This is a genomic window from Rahnella contaminans (genome assembly GCF_011065485.1).
In the GTDB taxonomy this organism is placed as follows: Bacteria; Pseudomonadota; Gammaproteobacteria; order Enterobacterales; family Enterobacteriaceae; genus Rahnella; species Rahnella contaminans.
The window spans coordinates 1,486,942-1,508,028 of record NZ_JAADJS010000001.1; the positions used below are offsets into that span (position 1 = coordinate 1,486,942).

At 49.8% G+C, this 21,087-nt stretch carries 23 protein-coding genes; 16 read left to right on the top strand and 7 right to left on the bottom strand.

All coding sequences use genetic code 11. The features are described from left to right. Nucleotides 1-3: 3 nt before the first annotated feature. A complete protein-coding gene (locus GW579_RS06610) occupies nucleotides 4-879 on the bottom strand; it encodes an alpha/beta fold hydrolase (protein WP_165058155.1) in 876 nt (291 codons plus the stop codon). Nucleotides 880-1,050: 171 nt separating this feature from the next. On the opposite strand from GW579_RS06610, the gene leuC reads away from it, so the two are divergent. Both leuC and leuD read left to right on the top strand, forming a co-directional pair. Continuing rightward, on the top strand, nucleotides 1,051-2,457 hold the full coding sequence (gene leuC / locus GW579_RS06615) for a 3-isopropylmalate dehydratase large subunit (RefSeq protein WP_165058156.1): 1,407 nt from the start codon (nucleotides 1,051-1,053) through the stop codon (nucleotides 2,455-2,457). 11 nt (nucleotides 2,458-2,468) lie between these two features. Further along, nucleotides 2,469-3,077, top strand: a complete 609-nt coding sequence (gene leuD / locus GW579_RS06620) for a 3-isopropylmalate dehydratase small subunit (protein ID WP_152324257.1) — start codon at nucleotides 2,469-2,471, stop codon at nucleotides 3,075-3,077. A 5-nt stretch (nucleotides 3,078-3,082) separates the two neighbouring features. Here the strand turns inward: leuD and GW579_RS06625 are convergent, their stop codons facing one another. From GW579_RS06625 to GW579_RS06645, 5 genes are all read right to left on the bottom strand, one after another. Then, nucleotides 3,083-3,997, bottom strand: coding sequence for a LysR substrate-binding domain-containing protein (locus GW579_RS06625; RefSeq protein WP_165058158.1), 915 nt, complete (start codon nucleotides 3,995-3,997; stop codon nucleotides 3,083-3,085). A 22-nt stretch (nucleotides 3,998-4,019) separates the two neighbouring features. After that, on the bottom strand, nucleotides 4,020-5,141 hold the full coding sequence (locus tag GW579_RS06630) for an endonuclease/exonuclease/phosphatase family protein (RefSeq protein WP_152324259.1): 1,122 nt from the start codon (nucleotides 5,139-5,141) through the stop codon (nucleotides 4,020-4,022). Nucleotides 5,142-5,397: 256 nt separating this feature from the next. Then, on the bottom strand, nucleotides 5,398-7,074 hold the full coding sequence (eptB, locus tag GW579_RS06635) for a kdo(2)-lipid A phosphoethanolamine 7''-transferase (protein WP_165058159.1): 1,677 nt from the start codon (nucleotides 7,072-7,074) through the stop codon (nucleotides 5,398-5,400). 235 nt (nucleotides 7,075-7,309) lie between these two features. Continuing rightward, complete coding sequence (locus tag GW579_RS06640; protein WP_235937317.1) at nucleotides 7,310-8,767, bottom strand: heavy metal sensor histidine kinase; 1,458 nt, start codon at nucleotides 8,765-8,767, stop codon at nucleotides 7,310-7,312. Then, entirely contained in the window at nucleotides 8,760-9,434 is a 675-nt protein-coding gene (locus tag GW579_RS06645; RefSeq protein ID WP_152324261.1) for a heavy metal response regulator transcription factor, read from the bottom strand. The genes GW579_RS06640 and GW579_RS06645 overlap by 8 nt, the downstream gene beginning before the upstream one ends. A gap of 212 nt (nucleotides 9,435-9,646) precedes the next feature. On the opposite strand from GW579_RS06645, the gene GW579_RS06650 reads away from it, so the two are divergent. The 6 genes from GW579_RS06650 (at nucleotide 9,647) to GW579_RS06675 (ending at nucleotide 13,337) form a co-directional block, all read left to right on the top strand. Beyond that, on the top strand, nucleotides 9,647-10,270 hold the full coding sequence (locus GW579_RS06650) for a hypothetical protein (RefSeq protein WP_152324262.1): 624 nt from the start codon (nucleotides 9,647-9,649) through the stop codon (nucleotides 10,268-10,270). Between the two features lie 26 nt (nucleotides 10,271-10,296). Further along, the gene (locus tag GW579_RS06655) at nucleotides 10,297-10,938 is read left to right on the top strand and encodes a cytochrome b/b6 domain-containing protein (RefSeq protein WP_165058161.1); all 642 of its coding nucleotides are present in this window, start codon (nucleotides 10,297-10,299) and stop codon (nucleotides 10,936-10,938) included. Then, on the top strand, nucleotides 10,931-11,695 hold the full coding sequence (locus GW579_RS06660; RefSeq protein WP_165058163.1) for a molybdopterin-dependent oxidoreductase: 765 nt from the start codon (nucleotides 10,931-10,933) through the stop codon (nucleotides 11,693-11,695). The genes GW579_RS06655 and GW579_RS06660 overlap by 8 nt, the downstream gene beginning before the upstream one ends. A gap of 350 nt (nucleotides 11,696-12,045) precedes the next feature. After that, nucleotides 12,046-12,510 (top strand): STM2901 family protein, encoded by a 465-nt coding sequence (locus GW579_RS06665; RefSeq protein WP_165058164.1) that lies wholly within the window; start codon nucleotides 12,046-12,048, stop codon nucleotides 12,508-12,510. Then, entirely contained in the window at nucleotides 12,504-12,833 is a 330-nt protein-coding gene (locus tag GW579_RS06670) for a DUF1493 family protein (protein ID WP_152324266.1), read from the top strand. Before GW579_RS06665 ends, GW579_RS06670 begins: the two co-directional genes overlap by 7 nt. A gap of 18 nt (nucleotides 12,834-12,851) precedes the next feature. After that, nucleotides 12,852-13,337: an Hcp family type VI secretion system effector gene (locus tag GW579_RS06675; RefSeq protein ID WP_165058166.1), complete on the top strand. Its 486-nt coding sequence runs from the start codon at nucleotides 12,852-12,854 to the stop codon at nucleotides 13,335-13,337. 99 nt (nucleotides 13,338-13,436) lie between these two features. On the opposite strand, the gene ompX is transcribed toward GW579_RS06675, so the two are convergent. Continuing rightward, the gene (gene ompX, locus GW579_RS06680) at nucleotides 13,437-13,970 is read right to left on the bottom strand and encodes an outer membrane protein OmpX (RefSeq protein ID WP_152324268.1); all 534 of its coding nucleotides are present in this window, start codon (nucleotides 13,968-13,970) and stop codon (nucleotides 13,437-13,439) included. A gap of 397 nt (nucleotides 13,971-14,367) precedes the next feature. Here ompX and rhtA point away from each other — a divergent pair, with 397 nt between their 5' ends. From rhtA to GW579_RS06720, 8 genes are all read left to right on the top strand, one after another. Then, complete coding sequence (gene rhtA, locus GW579_RS06685; RefSeq protein WP_165058168.1) at nucleotides 14,368-15,342, top strand: threonine/homoserine exporter RhtA; 975 nt, start codon at nucleotides 14,368-14,370, stop codon at nucleotides 15,340-15,342. Between the two features lie 189 nt (nucleotides 15,343-15,531). Next, nucleotides 15,532-16,095 (top strand): fasciclin domain-containing protein, encoded by a 564-nt coding sequence (locus GW579_RS06690; RefSeq protein WP_165058170.1) that lies wholly within the window; start codon nucleotides 15,532-15,534, stop codon nucleotides 16,093-16,095. A gap of 64 nt (nucleotides 16,096-16,159) precedes the next feature. Next, on the top strand, nucleotides 16,160-16,741 hold the full coding sequence (locus GW579_RS06695) for a sigma-70 family RNA polymerase sigma factor (RefSeq protein WP_152324271.1): 582 nt from the start codon (nucleotides 16,160-16,162) through the stop codon (nucleotides 16,739-16,741). After that, nucleotides 16,738-17,415, top strand: coding sequence for an anti-sigma factor (locus GW579_RS06700; RefSeq protein WP_165058172.1), 678 nt, complete (start codon nucleotides 16,738-16,740; stop codon nucleotides 17,413-17,415). Before GW579_RS06695 ends, GW579_RS06700 begins: the two co-directional genes overlap by 4 nt. A 416-nt stretch (nucleotides 17,416-17,831) precedes the next feature. Next, nucleotides 17,832-18,335: a DNA starvation/stationary phase protection protein Dps gene (dps, locus tag GW579_RS06705; protein ID WP_015696542.1), complete on the top strand. Its 504-nt coding sequence runs from the start codon at nucleotides 17,832-17,834 to the stop codon at nucleotides 18,333-18,335. A gap of 640 nt (nucleotides 18,336-18,975) precedes the next feature. Then, the gene (locus GW579_RS06710; RefSeq protein WP_165058174.1) at nucleotides 18,976-19,752 is read left to right on the top strand and encodes an ABC transporter permease; all 777 of its coding nucleotides are present in this window, start codon (nucleotides 18,976-18,978) and stop codon (nucleotides 19,750-19,752) included. Further along, nucleotides 19,749-20,414: an ABC transporter ATP-binding protein gene (locus GW579_RS06715; RefSeq protein WP_165058175.1), complete on the top strand. Its 666-nt coding sequence runs from the start codon at nucleotides 19,749-19,751 to the stop codon at nucleotides 20,412-20,414. The genes GW579_RS06710 and GW579_RS06715 overlap by 4 nt, the downstream gene beginning before the upstream one ends. Nucleotides 20,415-20,442: 28 nt before the next feature. After that, nucleotides 20,443-21,087, top strand: coding sequence for an acyltransferase (locus tag GW579_RS06720; protein ID WP_165058177.1), 645 nt, complete (start codon nucleotides 20,443-20,445; stop codon nucleotides 21,085-21,087).

Sequence of the window (21,087 nt, forward strand, 5' to 3'; positions counted from 1 at the left end):
CGCCTAACCTAAAAACGGCAGGACTTTTTCCAGCAGCAATTCCGGTTGCTCTTCGGCGATGTAATGCCCGCAAGGCAGCGCTTCACCCTGTACGTCTTCAGCGACTTTTCTCCACTCCTCAAGCGGCGCAAAACATTGTCCGACCGTGCCTTTCTCGCCCCAAAGCACCAGCAACGGACAAGTCAGTTTGCGGGCTGCATCCAGATCTTCTTTGTCGTGTTGCAGGTCGATACTTGCCGACGCCCGATAGTCCTCGCAAATCCCGCGCGCCGTTCCATTTTGTTGCAGACAGCGCAAATAATCTGCGTAAGCTTCGGCGGTGAAAGGCTGCATACCGGCGCTGCGGCTGCCCATCACACTGTGCAGATACTGATCCGGATCGGCGGTGATGAGCGTTTCCGGCAGCGGTGCCGGACGGATCAGGAAAAACCAGTGCCAGTAAGCGCGGGCAAAAGCTTCATTGGTTTGCTGATACATCGAAAGCGTCGGCGCGATATCCATCAGCACCAGGCGTTTAACGGCCTGCGGATGATCCAGTGCCAACCGGTGCGCCACGCGAGCGCCCCGGTCATGGGCAACAACGCTGAACCGGCTGAAGCCGAGCGCCGCCATTAACTCCCGCTGGTCTTGCGCCATTTCGCGCTTGCTGTAGCGCAGATGTTCCGTGTCGGGTTCGGGTTTGCCGCTGTCGCCATAGCCACGCAAATCAGCCAGAACGACGGTGAACTGAGACGTCAGAAACGGCGCGACTTTATGCCAGATCGCCTGAGTCTGCGGGTGTCCGTGCAGCAATAACAGTGGTTCGCCCTGACCGGCAATCCGGTAGGCAATCTCTGTGCCGTTCACGTCCATCCGGCCTTGGGTAAAATGTTCAAACATGGGTTTTCTCCTTTTTTACCCATCTTAGTCGCTGGCTTTTGAGCAACAAGGTCACAAATGAAGATTGCCGCTTCACGATCTGTGTTTTGAGACACCACACTCAGGCCGTTGCCCGAAAACGGGTAAGTTTGCGACGCTGGCATTATCCATTACGTTCATCAGGGCAATGAAATGAAGCCAAAAACGCTGTATGAAAAGCACATTGATAGCCACACAGTCCGCACGCTGGACGACAAAGGGCACGTGTTGCTGTACATCGACCGGCAGGTAATTAACGAGTACACCAGCCCGCAGGCTTTCAGCGGATTGCGTGAAGCAAACCGCCGGGTATGGCGACCGGAAACCTCGCTGGCGGTGGTCGATCACGTCAATCCGACTGCGCCTTTGCGCACACGCCAGATGCCGGACGCCGGTGGCGCGCGCCAGGTTTCGTATCTGGCCGAGAACTGCGCAGAATTTGGCATCGAGCTGTTTGATATTCTCGACAGTCGTCAGGGGATTGAGCACGTTGTCGCGCCGGAGCAGGGCTTTATCTTGCCGGGCATGGTGATTGCCGCCGGTGACAGCCACACCACCACTTATGGCGCGCTCGGCGCATTCGGATTTGGTATCGGCACCTCAGAAATCGAGCATCTTCTGGCGACCCAGACGCTGATTTATAAACGTCTGAAAACAATGCGCGTCACCGTAAACGGCGCGCTGGCAAACGGGGTCACTGCCAAAGACGTGGTGATGGCGCTGGTGGCAAAAATCGGTGCAGCAGGTGCCACCGGCTACGCCATTGAGTTTTGCGGTGAAGGCATCGGCGCGCTGAGTGTGGAAGGCCGTATGACGATTTGTAATATGGCGGTGGAAGCCGGTGCGCGCGGTGCATTTATGGCACCTGACGACAAAGTTTTTGATTATCTGAAAGACAAACCGCGCGCGCCGCAAGGCCAGCAATGGGCGGATGCCGTGAATGTCTGGCGTGAATTACACAGCGATGCGCACGCCGTTTTCGACCGCGAAGTCGAACTGAGCGCCACAGAAATCGCGCCAATGGTGAGCTGGGGAACCAGCCCGGATCAGGCGGTGGCCATTGGCGGACACGTACCCGATCCGGAATCCGAAGCGGATCCCGCACGGCAAAAAGACCTGCAACGCGCACTCAGCTATATGGGATTACGCGCCGGGCAACCGCTTAACAGTATCGCCATCAGCCACGCCTTTATTGGCTCCTGCACCAATGCGCGCATCGAAGATTTGCGCGCCGCCGCCGACGTGGTTCGCGGAAAAACCGTTGCACCGACCGTACGCGCAATGATCGTTCCCGGCTCGAGTCAGGTGCGCTCCCAGGCCGAAGCCGAATGGCTGGCGGAGATTTTCATCGAAGCCGGTTTTGAATGGCGGCAGTCCGGCTGTTCAATGTGTCTGGCGATGAACGACGACGTGCTGTCGCCAGGCGACCGGTGTGCGTCGAGCACCAACCGTAATTTTGAAGGCCGTCAGGGCGCCGGAGCGCGCACCCATCTGATGAGTCCGGCGATGGTGGCCGCCGCCGCAATTTGCGGTCATCTGACCGATGTTCGCGAAGTGTGAGGAGAAAAAACATGCAAGCATTTACTGTGTTAAGCGGCGCAGCCGCGCCCTTCCCGGCGGCCAACGTCGATACCGATGTGATCATGCCGAAGCAATTTTTAAAAGGCATCGACCGCAACGGGCTAGACCGCGGGGTATTTTTCGATTTGCGCTTTCTGGCAGACGGTTCACCCGATCCGGCTTTTATCCTCAATCAGCCTGAATGGAAAAACGCCAAATTCCTGCTGGTCGGGCCGAACTTTGGCTGCGGCTCCAGTCGCGAACATGCGGTGTGGGGGCTGAAACTGCTGGGGATACGGGCGCTAATCGGCACCACGTTTGCGGGGATCTTTTTCGACAACTGCCAGCGCAACGGCGTGCTCACCGTACAGCTCGCCCCGAACCAATGGGCACAGCTGGCTGAACAGGTTACGCAGGCGGAAAGCAACGAAATTACCGTCGATTTACCGGCGCAGACAATAAGTTTGCACAATGGCAAAGAGATCGTTTTCAACATCGACGAACTGAGCAAACTGTCATTGCTCAACGGGCTGGATGCGGTGGGGAATACGCTGCGATATAGCGATGAAATCCTTGAATTTCAGCAGGCGTATTTGCAGCGTAACCCGTGGCTGGCGTGAAAGCCTTATTGCAGTAACTGGCTAAAGCGCTGATGCAGGAATTCAACGCAAACCCGCAGTTTTGCAGAATCTGCCAGCCGTGTGGGGTAGACCGCCCAGACGCTGGCTGGCTGGGAAAACTGCGGTAAAACCTGCACCAGTTCACCGCAGTCGATATAAGGCCGGACATCCCACTCAGAGCGCAAAATAATTCCGTGGTGTTTCAGCGCCCACTGCAATACCACTTCGCCGCTGTTGGATGACAACACGCCTTTGACCCGTACGCGCTGTTCCTGCCCTTCTCCGGTCAGCGACCAGATGCCAAACGGGTTGTCGCGCTCTTTGAGCACCAGACACTGATGTCGCGTCAGGTCGTCCGGCGAAACGGGTTCGCCGTGCGTGGCCAGATACTGCGCAGAAGCACAGAGAATACGCTGATGCTGCGCCAGCTTTTTACCGATGTGCTGTTCGGGAATGTCATCGCCGACCAGAATTTCGAGATCAATGCCTTCAGCGACGAGATCAACAACCCTGTCGAACAGGTCGAGGCGCAGGTTCAGCTGCGAATAACGTTCGGCAAGTTCTGCAACAGCGGGCGCAACGTGGCAACGTCCGAAACCGAACGAACTGCAAATATGCACGTTGCCGCGAACCTCACTGCGGGAGTCTGAAACATCACCAATAAACTGGTCGAACGTGTCGAGAATTTGCAGCGCCCAGCGTTGCGCCCGTTCGCCATCTTCAGTCAGGCGAACGCCGCGGGTTGAACGATGCAGCAAACGGGTGTTCAGGGACTCTTCGAGGATCTGAATACGCTTACTGACATAGGCCGGAGACTGCCCGAGTTCGGTCGCCGCCGCGGCAAAGCTTTGCTTGTTCACCACCGCCAGAAAAACCCGTAAGTCTTCAGCCAGCGGCAAGCGGTCACGTTCAGTTGTCATGGATTACGCCCTGGCCCTCACGTTATTTGTTATTGGCCGGTTCATTATTGGCCTGTTTTTTATTAGCAGGATAGATATCCGTGAGTTTTACACCCGCCAGCTCAAGTTTTTCTCTGGCTTCTTCAAGATCGTCATTTTCGATTTCCAGCGGTTCCTGATCTTTCCCCTGACAAGGCGTCAGCGCCAGTTCGACCAGGATCGGGAAGTGATCGGAGCCCATGAAATCCAGTCGTTTCAGATCAATCAGCGTGAAATCTTTGCTGTGGAAAACGTGATCCAGCGGCCAGCGCAGAAACGGATAGCTCGCATGAAAAGTATTGTACATTCCCCGACCGCGGCGCGGGTCAAGCAATCCGCTGATTTTCATAAATAAACGGGTGGTACGCGACCACGCGACGTCATTCAGATCACCGGTCACAATGGTCGGGAAATGCGCTTTCGCGGCGGTATGCCCGACGGCGATCAGCTCACCGTCACGGGCGGTTGATTCATCCGCTTCGGTCGGGCTTGGCGGCCTCGGGTGCAGACAGTGAAGCACCACCTGTTCGCCCGACGGCAGTTCTGCGCGAAAATGCATGGAAGGAATATCTTTCGCCACCAGAAACTGAATTTGCTCGCCGTGCATTGGCAGACGCGAATAGACGTGCATGCCGTAGAGGTTATCCAGCGGGCAGCGAAGGCTGTGCGGGTAATCGGCCTCCAGCGGAGCCATCTGGTCTTCCCACCACTGGTCGGTTTCCAGCAGCACGATAATGTCCGGTTTGTGTTCCTGAATCTGACTGAGTAACTGCGCGCTCTCCCGGTTGGTAGTGAGCACATTGCTGTTCATGATTTTGATACGCGAATGGCCGTTGGGCACCGTCTTCTTCACCTGCACGCGGTACAAACGGGTGTAAGGCAGGATCCACCAGCCCTGATACGCCATGCAGGCGACCGTCAGGATAATCACAATGCCGGTCAGCACACCGTCAAATGGTAAAATCAGCAGTTCAGTCAGAAGAAAAAGCAGGCACAGGGAAACCATTTGCAGGCGAGGGAAATCCCACACACGCACCCACCAGCGCTGATTTTTGGAAAGAGGAAGCAGCGTCAGTAAGGTCATAATGACCGTCAGAACGCAGACGATAATTCGGAGTGCTTGCATCGGTTATCAGCCCTGATAAAGAGAAATCTATTAGTAATACCCTGGATAATTCGCATTGCAGGAAGGCGGCAAGCTGAGGGAGCCCGATGAGCTGACATAAGTCAGTGATTCGGGTGAGTAAGCGTAGCCAGCGCACATGCAACGTGAAGTATGACGGGAATTTTGTTAGCCGATTGTGACTCAAAAAGGGTGGAGCGACCAGAAGGATGTCGCCGCCTTTTTCATTCATCAGAAAAAGACGGCGATTTTAGCGGTGTTACTTCGCCGGTGCTGCCGGATCAGGCGTATGACACCAGTTGTGCTGCTCTACAATCCCGCCGTTTGGCGAGGTGTATCCGATACAGCCGAGAAGGGTGTCGTACAGTTTTTCATGAAATGCCGGTTTCTTCTCAGCGGCCATTTTTTGCAACTGTGCAAAGCTTGCCTTGTTCTGATCGTTAGACAGGAACTTGTCCGACGCCCAGACCATGATCGGCACAGTGCGTTGCTCAACTGGCGCATGATCACGTGGCGTACCGTGGAAATGCATGCTTTTGGAAATCGATTCGCCGTGATCGGATGCGTAGAAAACAATAGCGTTTTTATCGCGCAGCTGATCAAACACCTGCGACAGGAAGTAGTCGGTATAGAGCAGCGTGTTGTCGTAAGCGTTGATCATTTCCTGCGTTGAACAGGAGTCATCGATGCCCATACATTCCGGCTGATATTTGGCAAATGAACGTGGATAACGGTCTGAATACAGGTAATGCGAGCCCTTGGTATGCAGAATAATCAGGTGTTTTCCCTGCGGATGATTAGCCATCGAATCTTTCATTTCATCGACCAGCAGCATGTCATCGACCGGCTTGCCTGCGTTACGTTTTTCAGAGGCGATGTTTTCACGCAATGAATAATCATCGGCGCGGGTTTTGTTGTAGAACCAGGCTTCACTTTGCATGGAATACAGCTCAGAGCTCCAGCCGTTGCTTTTCAGCACGGAAAAAACGTTCATCTCTTTCAGGGTACGCTGTGGCGCTTCCGAAGCGCCGCCCTCACGCACAAACATGCAGCGCAGGGAAAGTTTGGTGGCGGTATCGCAGGAATAGCCCTGCAACGCGACCAGATTTTTCTCTTTGTCGAGGTTCGGCGTGTTATCGCGGTCATAGCCGTAAAGGCCCATGTGGTCACGACGTGCACTCTCACCGATAACGAATACCACGTACATATCTTTGGCATCCGCCGGTGCGGTGTAGGTGAAATGTTTCGCCGGGTCGTAAAGATTTTTGGTGTCTTCGGCCTGGCTGTAGCTGCTGTAGGAGTACAAGCCCAGCGCGGACAACCAGTTGGACGGAGAATAAGTTCCTGCCACGACGCCGCCGTAGCTTGCCATCATGCGGTTACTTTCTTTGTCATGACGATCCTGTACTTTGCCCATCAGGCGGAGCGGCATGTAACAAAGCAGACCGGAGATCACCAGCAGGCCGGTTTTCACCGCCACATTTTTGAAGGTGGTTTGTTTGAGTGCCGCGCCCGGCAGGGTGCTGAGCCACATCAAAAGTACCGGGATCAGGCTGACGAGCGCCGTCCAGGCCACAAAATGCGTGCCGACAGATTCTTTCGATAAATCAATGGAGTCTGAGGCCAGCGCTGCCGCCAAAATCCCGTAGCCGATATCGACGTTGAACAGGATCATGTAATAGCTGGCCGCCGCCGAGGAAATCACAATGGCAGTCATCAGCACACGGAAAACCGTTTTGCCGGTATAGGAGAGCAGCATACAAAGGAAGTAAACCAGGGCAACACACGCCACCATCTCGACCACGATCGACAGCATATTGTCATAATGCAGCTGGCTGTAACGGCGGATGAAAATCGGAAGGTTTAACAGGATCCCAAGATAAAGCGCAATGAAAACAGAAATGCTCTGCAGCGAAAGTGAACGTATTTTATGCATTAGTAATAAATGGCTCTTTTGTGAGTCTGTTTACGTCGTACTGACCGTTCGAACCGGAGGATGGAACCCACTCCTTAGGACTATTCAGACCCCGGGACAAGCATTTTTGTTCAAATGCAAAGGTTTCTGCCATTGTGATAATGTAACCAAATTAACGAAACCCTTACTTTTCAATAAGTAAAAAATGAATTTTCTTTAAGATTTTCTGAAATTTTTCCGAGCTGTTGAAGAATTATTAAGAAAGCCTGTGATCCGGATCGGATAATGGCCCCGGAAATGACAGCGTGAACCGGGTCTCGCCCTGCGGCGAACTCGTTACCCGAACGCTTCCCTGATGCAGCGCCATAATCGCCTGAACTATCGATAAACCGAGACCGCTGGAGCTGCCGCCTTCGCTGCGTGATGCATCGGCCCGGTAGAAACGGTCAAAGAGTTTGCCCAGTTTTTCCGGCGGGATCGGATTGCCCTGGCTGGTCACATCAATCTCCATGCCTTTACCCTGCGGCCGGGCGCTGATCGTGATGGTGCTGCCCTCATCGCCGTAACGCACGGCGTTGGCGACAAGATTGCTGATCGCGCGCTGAAACAAGATAGCGTCCGCGTACAAAATCCCCTGCCCTTCGCCGTACAACTCCATTTCACGCTCTTCCGCCAGCCCTTCAAAATATTCCTGAATACGGGTAATTTCAGAGGAAACATCAATACCGGTGATGGTTAAAACAGACCGCGCGTCGGTGGCGCGGGCAAGAAAAAGGATGTTTTCCACCATGCGGGAAATACGTTCCAGCTCTTCCATATTGTTTGCCAGCAGCGTTTCATACTCTTCCACCGTGCGCGGCTGGTACAACGCCACCTGGCAATGCCCCATCAGGGCGCCCACCGGCGTGCGGATCTCATGCGCCAGATCGGCTGAAAACTGGGTCAGGCGCTGATAGCCCTCCGAAAGCCTTTCCAGCATGTCGTTGAAAGAATAGATAAGTTGCTGCAATTCCTGCGGCGCATTCTCCGTGCTTAGCCGGGTCGAGAGGCTGGACGGATGAATTTGCGTCGCCTCCTGTGCCATGTTGCGTAAAGGTTTTAAGCCTCTGCGGATCACAACATAACCGAGTGCGGCAATCAGCAAATAGGCGAACAGCACGGCGCCAATGATTTCCCAGCGAAATGTCTCCAGCAGACGCGATTCTTCCGTCATGAAATGCGCGCCGGTAATTTCTACCGTTCTGCCATCCTCAATCTGCACACTTGCACGGGCAAAGCGCACCGGCGTTCCGTCCGGTGCCATCAGGTGATGCACGGTTTGCAGGGTGAGCGGCTGGCCGTCGGGCACGGGCGCAACCGGCGGTAAGATCAGCTGCGAGGGATTAACGTTAATCAGTGGCGGCTCGCCTTCGAGACGAAAAGTCAGAATATCGCGCTCGTTGCCGAGCATATTTTCAAACAAACCGGGATTACGGCTCAGCTGTGATAACGGAAATTCATTCGCCAGCAGATGGCGGAAATACTGCACGCGCCCGCTGACCTGATAATCCGCACGGCGCACCAGCTCTTTATCCATCGAATAATAGAGATAAAAACCGACAGCGCTGACCACCAGCGAGGCAATCAGCGCAAACAGCAATGTCGCCCGCAAGGTCAGCGACATCGCTCGTTTTGAGGCAGACGGACGGGCAGTTTCTTTCATCACGTTAGTCATTGCGCACTTCACAAACGTAGCCAATGCCACGCACGGTATGGATCAGTTTCACCTCAAAGGCGCGATCCACCTTGGCGCGCAGGCGCTTAATCGCCACATCCACAACGTTGGTATCACTGTCAAAATTCATGTCCCAGACCTGCGAGGCGATCATGGTGCGCGACAGCACTTCGCCTTCCCGGCGCATCAGCAGCTCCAGCAACATAAACTCTTTATTGGTCAGCGCGATGGTCTGATCCTGACGGGTGACGCGGCGGCGCAGCACATCGAGATTCAGATCGGCGACTGAAAACGTGTCCGGCTCGCGTGCCGTCGGGCGGCGCAGTAAGGTGCGGATCCGCAGCACCAGCTCGGTAAATGAAAACGGTTTAATCAGATAATCATCCGCGCCGAGTTCCAGCCCGTGAATGCGATCCTGCACTTCGTCACGCGCCGTCAGAAACAGCACCGGCACGTCACTTTTTTTACGCAGCACTTCCATCACCTGCCAGCCATCAAGGCCAGGCAGCATGACGTCGAGGATCACGGTGTCATAACCCTCTTCCAGGGCCAGAAACAGACCGTCTGCGCCGTTGCGCGCCAGATCCACGCTGTAACCCGCCTCCGTCAGCCCTTTTTTCAGGTAGTCGCCTGTGCTGACATCATCTTCTATCACCAGTATCCGCATTCAGGCCCTCGGCGCCGCAAGACCATTCTCCCAAAGAATGATTCAGAGGAAGTTTATCAGTTTCATCAGACACCTTTGATGACAATTTTGTCATCAACTTGTCATCAACCAATCCCGGTTTATCGTCCACTCTTAATGAAGTTATTCATCACTGGCCGGTTCAGTGATTCATCTAACAGAATGAAATAACGCTAGAAAATGGAGAGTTGATCATGAACACACCTACACGCCTTGCCGGTTTATTACTGGGTTCCCTGCTGATGTGCAGCGGAATGACATCCGCCTTTGCGGCCGATAACGTGATTAAACCGACGCGCGGAACCATTGATTCAGTTAATGACTCATCGGTGCAAATCACCACACGTCAGGGTGAAAAGCTCGATGTGAAGCTGACTGACCAGACCAAGATCAACGCCGTTACCAAAGGCCAGATCAGTGATATCAAACCCGACAGTTTCATCGGTACCGCCGCAGTTCCGCAGGCTAACGGCACGCTGAAAGCGCTGGAAGTCCACGTCTTTGCGCCAAGCCTGCGCGGCAGCGGTGAAGGCTTCAACCCGTTTGAATCTGCTGACGGGAAAATCAATACCATGACCAACGGTACCGTTGGCAAACTGGTCAACAGCAATGGCCGCACGCTGACCGTGAAGTATCACGATGCTGAGAAAACAGTTGTTGTTCCTGACGACGTTCCTGTGGTTCTGCTGGCACCGGGCGACCGCAGCCTGCTGAAACCGGGCACTAAAATCGTGCTGTTCGCCATGAAAGATGACAAAGGTGCGCTGGTTGCCCGTGGCATCGCCGCCGGTAAAGACGGCATCGCGCCACCGATGTAATCAGGCTGTTTAACAGGAGATTTACCGTGAAACCTCAGCCCTCTTCAGTTCGAAAACGCAGGATCCATTCCTGGCCGGTGCGTATCAGCCACTGGATTAATCTTCTGGCAATGATTGGTATGGTGATGAGCGGCTGGGGGATTTATAACGCGGATCCCCTGTTTACCTTTACGTTTCCGCAAAACACCACACTCGGCGGCTGGCTGGGCGGCAACATCGCCTGGCATCTCGCCGTGATGTGGCTGCTGGCGGCTAACGCTCTTTTTTATCTGCTGTGGGGCGTTTTCAGCGGCCATTTTAAACGGGACTTTTTCCCGTTTTCAGCCCGCAGCGTCTGGCGCGATACCGTTCGTGCCCTGACCTTCCATCTGCCCCATAAACTCGGCCAGTACAACGCCGTGCAAAAACTGATGTACAGCGGCGTTTTGCTGCTCGGCGTATTGCTGGTGCTTTCCGGCTTATCCATCTGGAAACCGGTGCAGTTCAGCGGGCTGGTATGGCTGTTCGGCGGGTTTGATATTGCCCGATATGTACACTTTTTTGCGATGAGTGGCGTGATGCTGTTTGTGGTCATTCATGTCCTGATGGTGCTGCTGGTGCCGAAAACATTTGTGGCGATGATTACCGGCGGCAAAGTAATGAATAAAGAGGAAAGTGCCGATGAGTGAAAAATCGCAACGGCCAAAAATCATTCTGGAGCCCGATCAGCGCAAGCAACTGGTGAATATCCAGCGCCGTTTACTGCTGCGATCAGGATTAACGCTCGGTGCCGTTTCCATGCTGACCGGCTGTAATTTGCAGGACGGCGACGAAGTCGACAAAGTGCTGTGGGCGATGTCGCGCTGGAATGACCGCGTTCAGGGCTGGTTATTTGGCGGGCAGAAGCTGGCGCAAACTTACCGCGCCGACCAGATTACGACACCGTTTCGCTTCAACGCGTATTACCCCGAATACAATGTGCCGGAAATCGACATCCCGAACTACCGGCTGGAAGTGTCCGGACTTGTGCAAAAGAAAGTCTCGTGGACGCTGGAACAGTTACAACGATTGCCGCAGGAAAGCCAGATCACCCGGCTGATTTGCATTGAAGGCTGGAGCGCTATCGGGCAGTGGAAAGGCGTGCCGCTCAAAACATTTCTTCAATACGTCGGAGCCGATCTGACGGCTAAATATGTCGGGTTTAAATGCGATGATCGCTATTACTCAAGCATTGATATGGCCACCGCGCTGCATCCGCAAACTATTCTGGCACTGGATTTTGGCGGCAAACCACTGCCTCCGGATTTCGGGTACCCGCTGCGGCTGAGAATGCCTACGAAGCTAGGTTTCAAAAACGCCAAACATATCGGCGCGATTTTCGTCACCAATACTAATCCGGGCGGTTACTGGGAAGACCAGGGTTATAACTGGTTTAGCGGGATTTGATAATACCTTAGCCCTTTATTCTATATCCCGGCTGAAATTCAATAAGTAGAATTCATTATCCGGATCAATAATAAAGGGCATTTCCAGTCATCCCTGCCGGAAAGGCATAATTTCAACTTCATTATTTAAATTACTCGTCTTAAAAAGCCCTCCCTTCATTTAAGCCAGACTGATTAGTGAAATAGTTAACGGCTCATCCATTATATTTTTAAAACCCTGCAAAATAATAAATAATATACAACCCAGATCAACAAACAGGCTTTTTAACGACAGAGTCCACTTCCTCTATATTGCTGAATTTCGGCCCGCGTAATATACAAGGATTCATAAACACGCCATTAAGAGAAAGTATGGATACGTTTGAAGAGCTAAAAGGAACCTACTTCTATGCAGGGAAGTCCAACCTGACTGCGGGTGAACTCCTGTTTATGATTTTTTGTGAGAACACGGTAGATCAATTTGGCTTGGGTATCGCAGATTTTGGTGCTGTCGTCGCGTTATACAGTGGAATGAATAACCAGACAACGAGAGGGAAACCCCGAACTGCGATTGAAGGTACGTCTCGCGCTTCGAAAAAAGTAAGAGAAGTGTTCAATCAAGTAAAGTTCCCTTTTGGTATACAACTCCCTACCTGGATTGGAGGCTATACCCCCTGGACTGTACAAAGGAGGATGGTAGCTAAAATTGGAACATTTGTAGGTCGAACCATACCATTAATCGGTGAACTTATTATTCTCTCTGATATTTCCCAAATCCTTTACCGGTCGATACGCGACTATAACATCATAGCCAGAGGCAATGATAAAATATGGTAACTGACAACATTGAACAACGCATAATCGCACTAGTGACTCGAAAAAGTGGAGTTTATCTTTTTAAGAAAAAAAAGTATGACACTTACACAGCAGACTCAAACATTCAGTTTGATGTAAAGCTTGATCAGGATGATGTTGAAGAGTTGATGGAGGATTACTTTTCAGAATTCAACGTTGAAAGAGGCGAGTTTAAAATTGAAACCTATTACCCAGATGTAATTTTTTCATGGAATCCATTTAAAAAACATGTGGTTGACACTCCTGATTTCACTATCGGAATGTTAATAGAATCGGCCAAAGCGGGCCGCTGGTTATACGATTAATAAAAAGGAGTTTTAACGATGGCTGTACCTGTTCACTTATGGCTTAAAGATGATGGCGGCGCGGCAATCCGCGGCTCTTCCGATGTCAGGGGGCGTGAAGGCAGCATAGAATTGAGAGGAATTCATCATAACCTGAGCATTCCCACCGACGGTACAACAGGAAAACTGACCGGCACCCGTCAACATGCTCCATTTCAGTTTGAAAAAGAAATTGATAGCGCATCTCCTTATTTGTACAAAGCTGCCGCAACAGGCCAAACTTTAAAATCGGCAGAAATCAGATGGTACTGCATCAGCGACGCGGGGCAAGAAGTTGAATATTTCAATATCCTGCTTGAAGAAGTCAAAGTGATATCGATTTCACCGGTAATGCATGATACCCGAGAATGTACGGGAACGGGCCACATGGAAAGCGTTGCCCTGCGCTATGAAAAAATCACCTGGAAGTATACAGATGGAAATATTCAGTTCGCCGACGCGTGGAATGAACGTGCAACCGTGTGAGAGTAAAATACGTTGAATCACAGACATAAAAAAACCGCTCTTTCGAGCGGTTTTTGTTTTCGCGATAGGGTAACGGCAAGCGTTACACAGGGCGAAGAATTAGAAGCTGTAACCCACGCCTGCGATCCAGGTGCCAACATCAACACTGCGGATGCGGGACTGTTCGTAGGAAACGTCCAGAGCAACGTTCTGGATTGGGTTGAACTGCAGACCAGCACCGTAAGAGAAACCATAATCGCTGGTGTCTGATTTTTCACGGTTAGCAGTAGAAGCCACGTTTTCGTTGTACTGGAATTTACCGTAGCCCACACCGATCACGCCGTAAGCAGAAACCCAGTCGTTGATGCGGTAAGCAGGACCCGCAGTGATGCCGTAGTATTCTGCTTTACGGTAGTCACCAGAAGTTGGGTTGCTGTCGTCTTGAATGTAAGTGAAAGAGCCGATAACGCCCAGTGGGTTGTTATCTTGCTCGTAACGGTACTTCAGGTTGAAGCCGTTTGCTTTGTTTACAACGCCTTGTGCGTCACCCTGAGCGTAGCCAGCAGAAACGGTGCTGGTACCAGCGAATGCGCTAGAGGAAACACCCAGTGCTACGACGCAAGCTAATGCGGAAAGACATGCAATTTTTTTCATAAACCACCTCAAAAAGAGAAACCAAAGTAACCTTCACGTTCCAAAATATAACAAAAACCAGTGTGAAACTCTGCCTCAATTAAGATGTCCAAAGCATCATATGGTGTAACAGGAAGTTTCCAGTGCTTAGTATCTATCTAAATTTATTGAGATTTTCGTCACTAAAACTATAAGATAAACTTATTGAACTTTTTGGAATTAGCAGATAATTCCTAAATTTTTGGGCAAAAAAACGCCACTTTTTGACAATTTTTTAAGAAACTCATTCTGAAAAAACTTTTTTTGAGGATTTTTTCTCGCGTGATTTCCCACTACACTGACTGTGCTTTACCTTTCTTTTCAAAACTATAAATCTGAAGATTCTGGATTCATGGGATCACCTCAAAAGGCGCAATGGATGTCACAGTCAGAACAAAATCAGCCGCAGGACTCTCAGGACGCGGCACATAATAATGGCCCGCCACTTCCCGCGTTACCCCGGAAAGCTTCACCGCTGATCGCCATCCTTTTATTACTCGTCGCGATGCTCTCATTACAGGGTGGCGCGTCGCTGGCCAAAACGCTGTTTCCGGTCGTCGGGCCGCAAGGGGTGACTGCACTGCGTCTGGGCATCGGTTCTGTTCTGTTACTTCTCTATTTCCGACCGTGGCGGCTTAAAATGCGCGGCGGTAATTTCCGCGCGCTGCTGATGTACGGCCTCGCGCTCGGTTGCATGAACTACAGCTTTTATCTGGCGCTACGTACCGTGCCGTTAGGGATCTCTGTTGCACTCGAATTCACCGGGCCGCTGGCCGTTGCGATGTTTTCCTCGCGCCGTCCGGTCGATTTCATCTGGGTCGTGCTGGCCGTCGCCGGGTTATTGTTCCTGCTGCCGCTGGGGCAAAGCGCGGGCGGTGTGGATCTGAAAGGTGCCTGTTTTGCGCTGATTGCCGGTGCCTGCTGGGCGATTTATATCCTCGCAGGACAGCGGGCCGGCAGCAGTTATGGCCCGGGCACGGCGGCGATGGGTTCACTGATTGCCGCACTGATATTCTTCCCGATTGGTGCGATTCAGGCGCATACCTCAATTTTCAGCTGGGAGATTTTGCCGCTAGGTTTGCTGATTGCCCTGCTGACCTCGGCCATACCTTATTCGCTGGAAATGATGGCGCTGACCAGGCTTCCGGCGAAAACCTTCGGCACGCTGATGAGCATGGAACCCGCCATGGCGGCACTTTCCGGGATTATTTTCCTGGGTGAGTTCCTGACGGCCTCGCAGTGGCTGGGGCTGGCCGCGATTATTGCGGCATCTGCCGGTTCAACGCTGACGCTCCAACGCAAAGCCAAAATAGAAACGGTCGATATTCCGGGCAATAATCCTTCAGGGAAGTAAATTCATCCCGAATCTTCAAAAAAGCCACGTCATCACGATGTGGCTTTTTTCTTTTCTATCAATATGTTGAAAAATACTTTCGCCTTTTTCATTTTATTTCATCTTTTCCTGCATCCAAAAGCAGGGGGTCATTCGTATGTATAGATGTGAGGCAAGACCTTACCTACTTAACCTGCGAAGGACACCATCATGAAAACATTACTCCGTACTGCTATCTGTGCTTCTCTTCTGCTGAGCACTGCGTCAATGGCTGCAACGATGTCTCAAAACACCACCATGGTCGGTGGCGCTGAAATGTATCCGTCTAAAAATATCGTAGAAAATGCCCTGAACTCTAAAGATCACACCACGCTGGTGGCTGCCGTCAAAGCCGCAGGTCTGGTTGATACCTTACAAGGCAAAGGCCCGTTCACCGTGTTTGCCCCAACCAATGCCGCCTTCGCAAAATTACCAGCAGGCACCGTTGATAACCTGGTAAAACCGGAGAACAAAGCCACGCTGACCAGTATCCTCACGTATCACGTGGTTGCGGGTAAATATGAAATGAAAGATCTCGAAAAACTGCTGAAAAAAGGCAACGGCACCGCAGAGCTTAAAACCGTAAACGGCCAGCCACTGTGGATCCTCAATAATGGCCCGCACAATATTCAGCTTAAAGATGGCAAAGGGAATATCGCCAATATCAGCACTTATGACGTCCAGCAGAAGAACGGTGTGATCGACGTCATTGATACCGTCCTGATGCCAAAATAATACCGACTATACTGAGGGCATGATTTCTTTATGAAACAGCACCTCAGCATGTCAGGACGGGCGAATGCATGACAATTTTTTAGTTAAGCCAACACCAGAGAATGCGCTGGAAGTACAGCGTGAACTGATGAGCGCCATGGCCGTTGGCGATCGACAGGCATTTGAGCAGTTATACCGTCTGACGTCCCCCCGGTTGTTTGCCGTCGCATTACGCATGTTGCGCCGGCACGCCTGGGCAGAAGAAGTTTTGCACGACAGCTACATCACCGCGTGGAACCGCGCCGGTTCGTATAATCCGGCGCTCAGTTCCCCGATGACCTGGCTGACACACATTGTCCGCAACCGCGCCATCGACTGGATGCGCGGGAGCGACAATCAGCTCGATGAGCTGGATGACGACGTCATGAACAGCGACGCCAGCGACGTTGATGAGCCTTTGCAACGGCTGCAACAGGACAGCGATGCCAAAATTCTGGCGGCCTGCCTGGCCCACCTTCCCGCAGAACAACGGCAGAGCCTGATCCTTGCCTATTATCAAGGCCTGTCTCACGGCGAGGTTTCCTCACATTTACAACAACCCCTGGGGACGATAAAAAGTTGGATCCGTCGCGCCCTGGATCACCTTAAGAGCTGCGTCGGACTATGAAAAGCAGAAGCCATTATCAGGCTGCCCTCGCAGCCGAATATGCACTCGGCACCTTGCGCGGCGCGGCGCGGATTCAGTTTGAGCGCAAGATGCACGATGACCCGGGGCTCGCGGCTGAAGTCGCCCGCTGGCAGGAGGCGTTTACGCAACTCGATAACCAGATTATCCCGGTGATCCCACCCGCGTCAGTCTGGAAGCGCATTCAGCAGAATCTGACGTTACAACCCGATAAGCGCCCTGCTCCGGCGAAAAGACCGGTGCGCGGATACATTGGCTGGGCGCTGGCCGCCGGGCTGGCCGCGTTGTTGCTGATCCCTCACCTTCTGGTACAACCCGCTGCGACAACGCCGGTCGCCATTCTGGCCAGCAGCGCAGGGCAGCAAAACGGGCAATGGGTGGTCAGCATCGATATGAGCACGCGCAGCCTGTTGCTGACACCGCTCAGCGCACCGGATCTTGCGGCAGACCGCAGTCTGGAACTGTGGGCGATACCACCGGGTGGTAAACCGCGTTCGCTCGGCTTGCTCAACACTCAGCAACCGACGCAGTTAACGCTGGCCGCAAAAATGCCGGATCCGGGTTATACGCTGGCGATCAGCCTCGAACCTCGCGGCGGCTCTCCAACCGGACAACCTACCGGCACAGTGCTTTATAGCGGTACGCTGGCACTGTAATTCTGTCACGTTACTTATATAAAACGGCAGATATTTTCCTGCCGTTTTTGCTAATTCTATTCAAAATAAATAATTACCCGATCTGATTGTTATTCCCAGCCATTAAACATGAGAATCATGAATATATATTCACATCAGAAGTTACATTCACAAATATTTATCACGCTTAAATGAAAATAATTATCACTATTAATGCTTATGAATGCCGGAATAAAAAACACAATTACGGATGAATCCTATGCACCTGAGAAATCAGTATGATAGGTTAAACAGGTCGACGAGACAGTCCTTTTAGACACACGCTATCAGAACGATAGGAACGACTGTCCTGCAAAATTTCGATTTATTGCTATACTGAATGTAGTTAAGAAATACATTATTTAGCGTTTATTTTAATGAAACAAGGAGATATGAATATGAGTACCGCTAAACTGGTCAAAACGAAATCTTCTGAACTTATCTACACACGCAACGATTTAGATGAGAGTGTTAAACTCAATACCATCAAAGTGCTTAATCGTCTGGTGACTGAATATATCGATTTGTCGCTGATCACCAAACAGGCACACTGGAACATGCGTGGCGCAAACTTTATTGCGGTCCATGAAATGCTCGACGGCTTCCGCACCGCAATTATTGACCATCAGGACACCATCGCGGAACGTGTCGTTCAGTTAGGTGGCGTTGCGCTGGGTACCGTGCAGGTTGTTAACGATAAAACCCCGCTGAAAAGTTACCCGACCAATATCCACACCGTTCAGGAACACCTGAAAGCGCTGGCTGAACGTTATGCTGTTGTGGCTAACGATACCCGCAAAGCTATCAGCGAAGTGGAAGATGAAGACACCGCAGATATCTTCACTGCCGCATCCCGCGACCTGGATAAATTCCTGTGGTTTATCGAATCTAATATCGAATAATCACATTCCGGCACCGCAGGATCAGGCTGCGGTGATTTGAGTGATTAATGCGAGAAAGCCAGTGACGCGAGTCACTGGCTTTTTTTGTGCAATAACAAACGCCTGCCCCCAAGCTCTTATGAAAATTTCACTTAAAACACCCTATCTCTGTAACTTTTAATCAAAATTGAATAATGCCGCTAATGAATAGTTACAGGCTCAACTATATTGGCAACTTTCACCGATGGAACCGGTTTCACTATCTCACTGAAAAATAGAGTTTTTAATTTTTACCTCAGAGAAATCCTAAACCAATAGGCGTGATGAATGATTTAATGCAAATTAATAGTTCAAAGCAATTTTACATAGTTGTGATCACCCCTGAAACTTGCTGAAATATTTTTTCGCAACCTTTACATTTTTGTGAAAAATCATTTCTTGCTAACTCACTAAAAATTAAAAGGAAGATAGTTTTCAGGGATGGTATCCGGCGTTAACCCCCAACACGAAAACTCACGCAAAAGTGATTCTCCCCTGCGGCAGCATCACTGACGTGTAATGCATTGCTGTTTTCTCACATTCTGCTCAGTTTCAAAGCACATTGGCTGCTGTAAGCCAGGGGCGGTAGCGTGGAAAAACGTAAAAATATTGGAATAATCTGATGGCACGTAGTGGCTTGGAAGTACAAAAAGCAGCCGTTAAAGCGCTTTTTTTGAGGGAAATTAAAACCCGTTTTGGTAAGTACCGTTTAGGGTATCTGTGGGCAGCGCTGGAACCGATGGCGCATATGCTGATTATGATAGCCATATTCGGCTATATAATGCATCGCACAATGCCTGATATTTCATTTCCAGTTTTCTTAATTAACGGCATTATCCCTTATTTCTTATTTAGTAGTATAAGCACTCGCTCAATAGGAGCTATAGAGGCTAATCAAGGATTATTTAATTATAGACCCGTCAAACCAATTGATACCATTTTTTCGAGAGCATTACTCGAGAGCATTATTTATTCACTAGTATACATCTTAATGATGTCCATCGTTTTTATTTCTGGTGAAAACTTTAAAATAGTACATTTAATAATGCTATTATTTACATGGGTTCTTTTGATAATTTTATCTTGCGGCATTGGATTAATATTTATGGTGATAGGTAAAACATTCCCTGAAACTGAGAAGTTTTTACCTATAATGATAAAACCCCTCTATTTTATATCTTGTGTTATGTTTCCTCTACACAGTATACCGAAAGACTATTGGCCATATTTATTATGGAATCCTTTAGTACATGTAGTAGAGCTATTTAGATCATCTGTTTTCCCTGGTTATGTTAGTGATGGTGTGAGTTTAAACTATTTAGCAATCTGTACATTAATAATCTTCTTTATTGGATTAGCTCTCTACCGTTCGCAAGAGGAGGCAATGCTCACATCATGATAAAAATTGAGGGGTTGACAAAGTCCTATAAAACACCAAAAGGAAGACATTATGTTTTTAGGGACTTAAACATAGAAATACCTTCTAATAAAAGTGTTGCGCTTATTGGTAGAAATGGCGCGGGTAAATCCACTCTATTGAGGGTAATTGGAGGTATTGATCGCCCAGATTCAGGTAGGATAACAACAAATAAAACAATTTCTTGGCCAGTCGGATTGTCAGGTGGTTTTCAGGGAAGCCTAACTGGCCGTGAAAATGTAAAATTTGTTTCTAGATTATATTCAACTAAAGAAGAACTAAGCGGAAAAGTCGCTTTTGTTGAAGAGTTTTCGGAGCTTGGAAAGTATTTCGACATGCCAATAAAGACCTATTCATCTGGAATGAAATCAAGATTAGGGTTCGGCCTTAGCATGGCTTTTAAATTCGATTACTATTTAGTTGATGAGGTAACGGCAGTTGGTGATGCTCGATTTAAACAAAAGTGCTCAACCCTATTCAGTGCCAAACGTAGTGAAGCCAATTTCCTTATGGTTTCACATAGTTTAAATTCTCTGAGGGAGTTCTGTGATGTAGCTCTTTTCATTGGTAGAAATAACAAAGTAGAGTACGTTGATTCAATAGATGAAGCCATTCATAAATATAAAATAGACGAAAACATCTAAACCTTAAATTATAATATAAGATAAAAATATGACTTTTGAAGAATTCATTGCTTTGGTTGAATTGAAGGGTGGTAAAGTAATAGGAAAACCATCCATATGGAAATCTGTAAAAATTGATTTACGTGGATTGAATAGTAACTTCGAATTTCATGAAAATTCAAAAATAGATAATTTAACTCTCGTAGATTACGGCGGTAATAATAATATTAAAATTGGGAAATATTCAAAAGTTAATGGATTGATAAAAATTGGGCGTAAATGCAATCTTAAAATTGGAAGCAATTTTAGCTCTACTGGTGGTATGAAATTACACCTATCAGAATCATCAGATATTATCATAGGCGACAACTGCATGTTCGGCATTGATATCAATATCTACAATCATGATTACCACCCAATTTTCTCTATTGATACAGGAGAACGGCTTAATTTCTCAAAATCCGTTTATTTGGAAGATCATATTTGGTTAGCAAATAAAACAACTATACTTAAAGGCGTTACAATATCAACTGGATCAGTTATAGGCATTGGTTCAGTAGTAAGTAAAGATATTCCACCTAATTCTATTGCAGTTGGCAACCCGGCCATAGTAGTGAAAAGTGGGATTACGTGGGATCGTGCATCATTAAATACATCCCACTTAGATGGCATTAAACATTTTGATGAGATATGA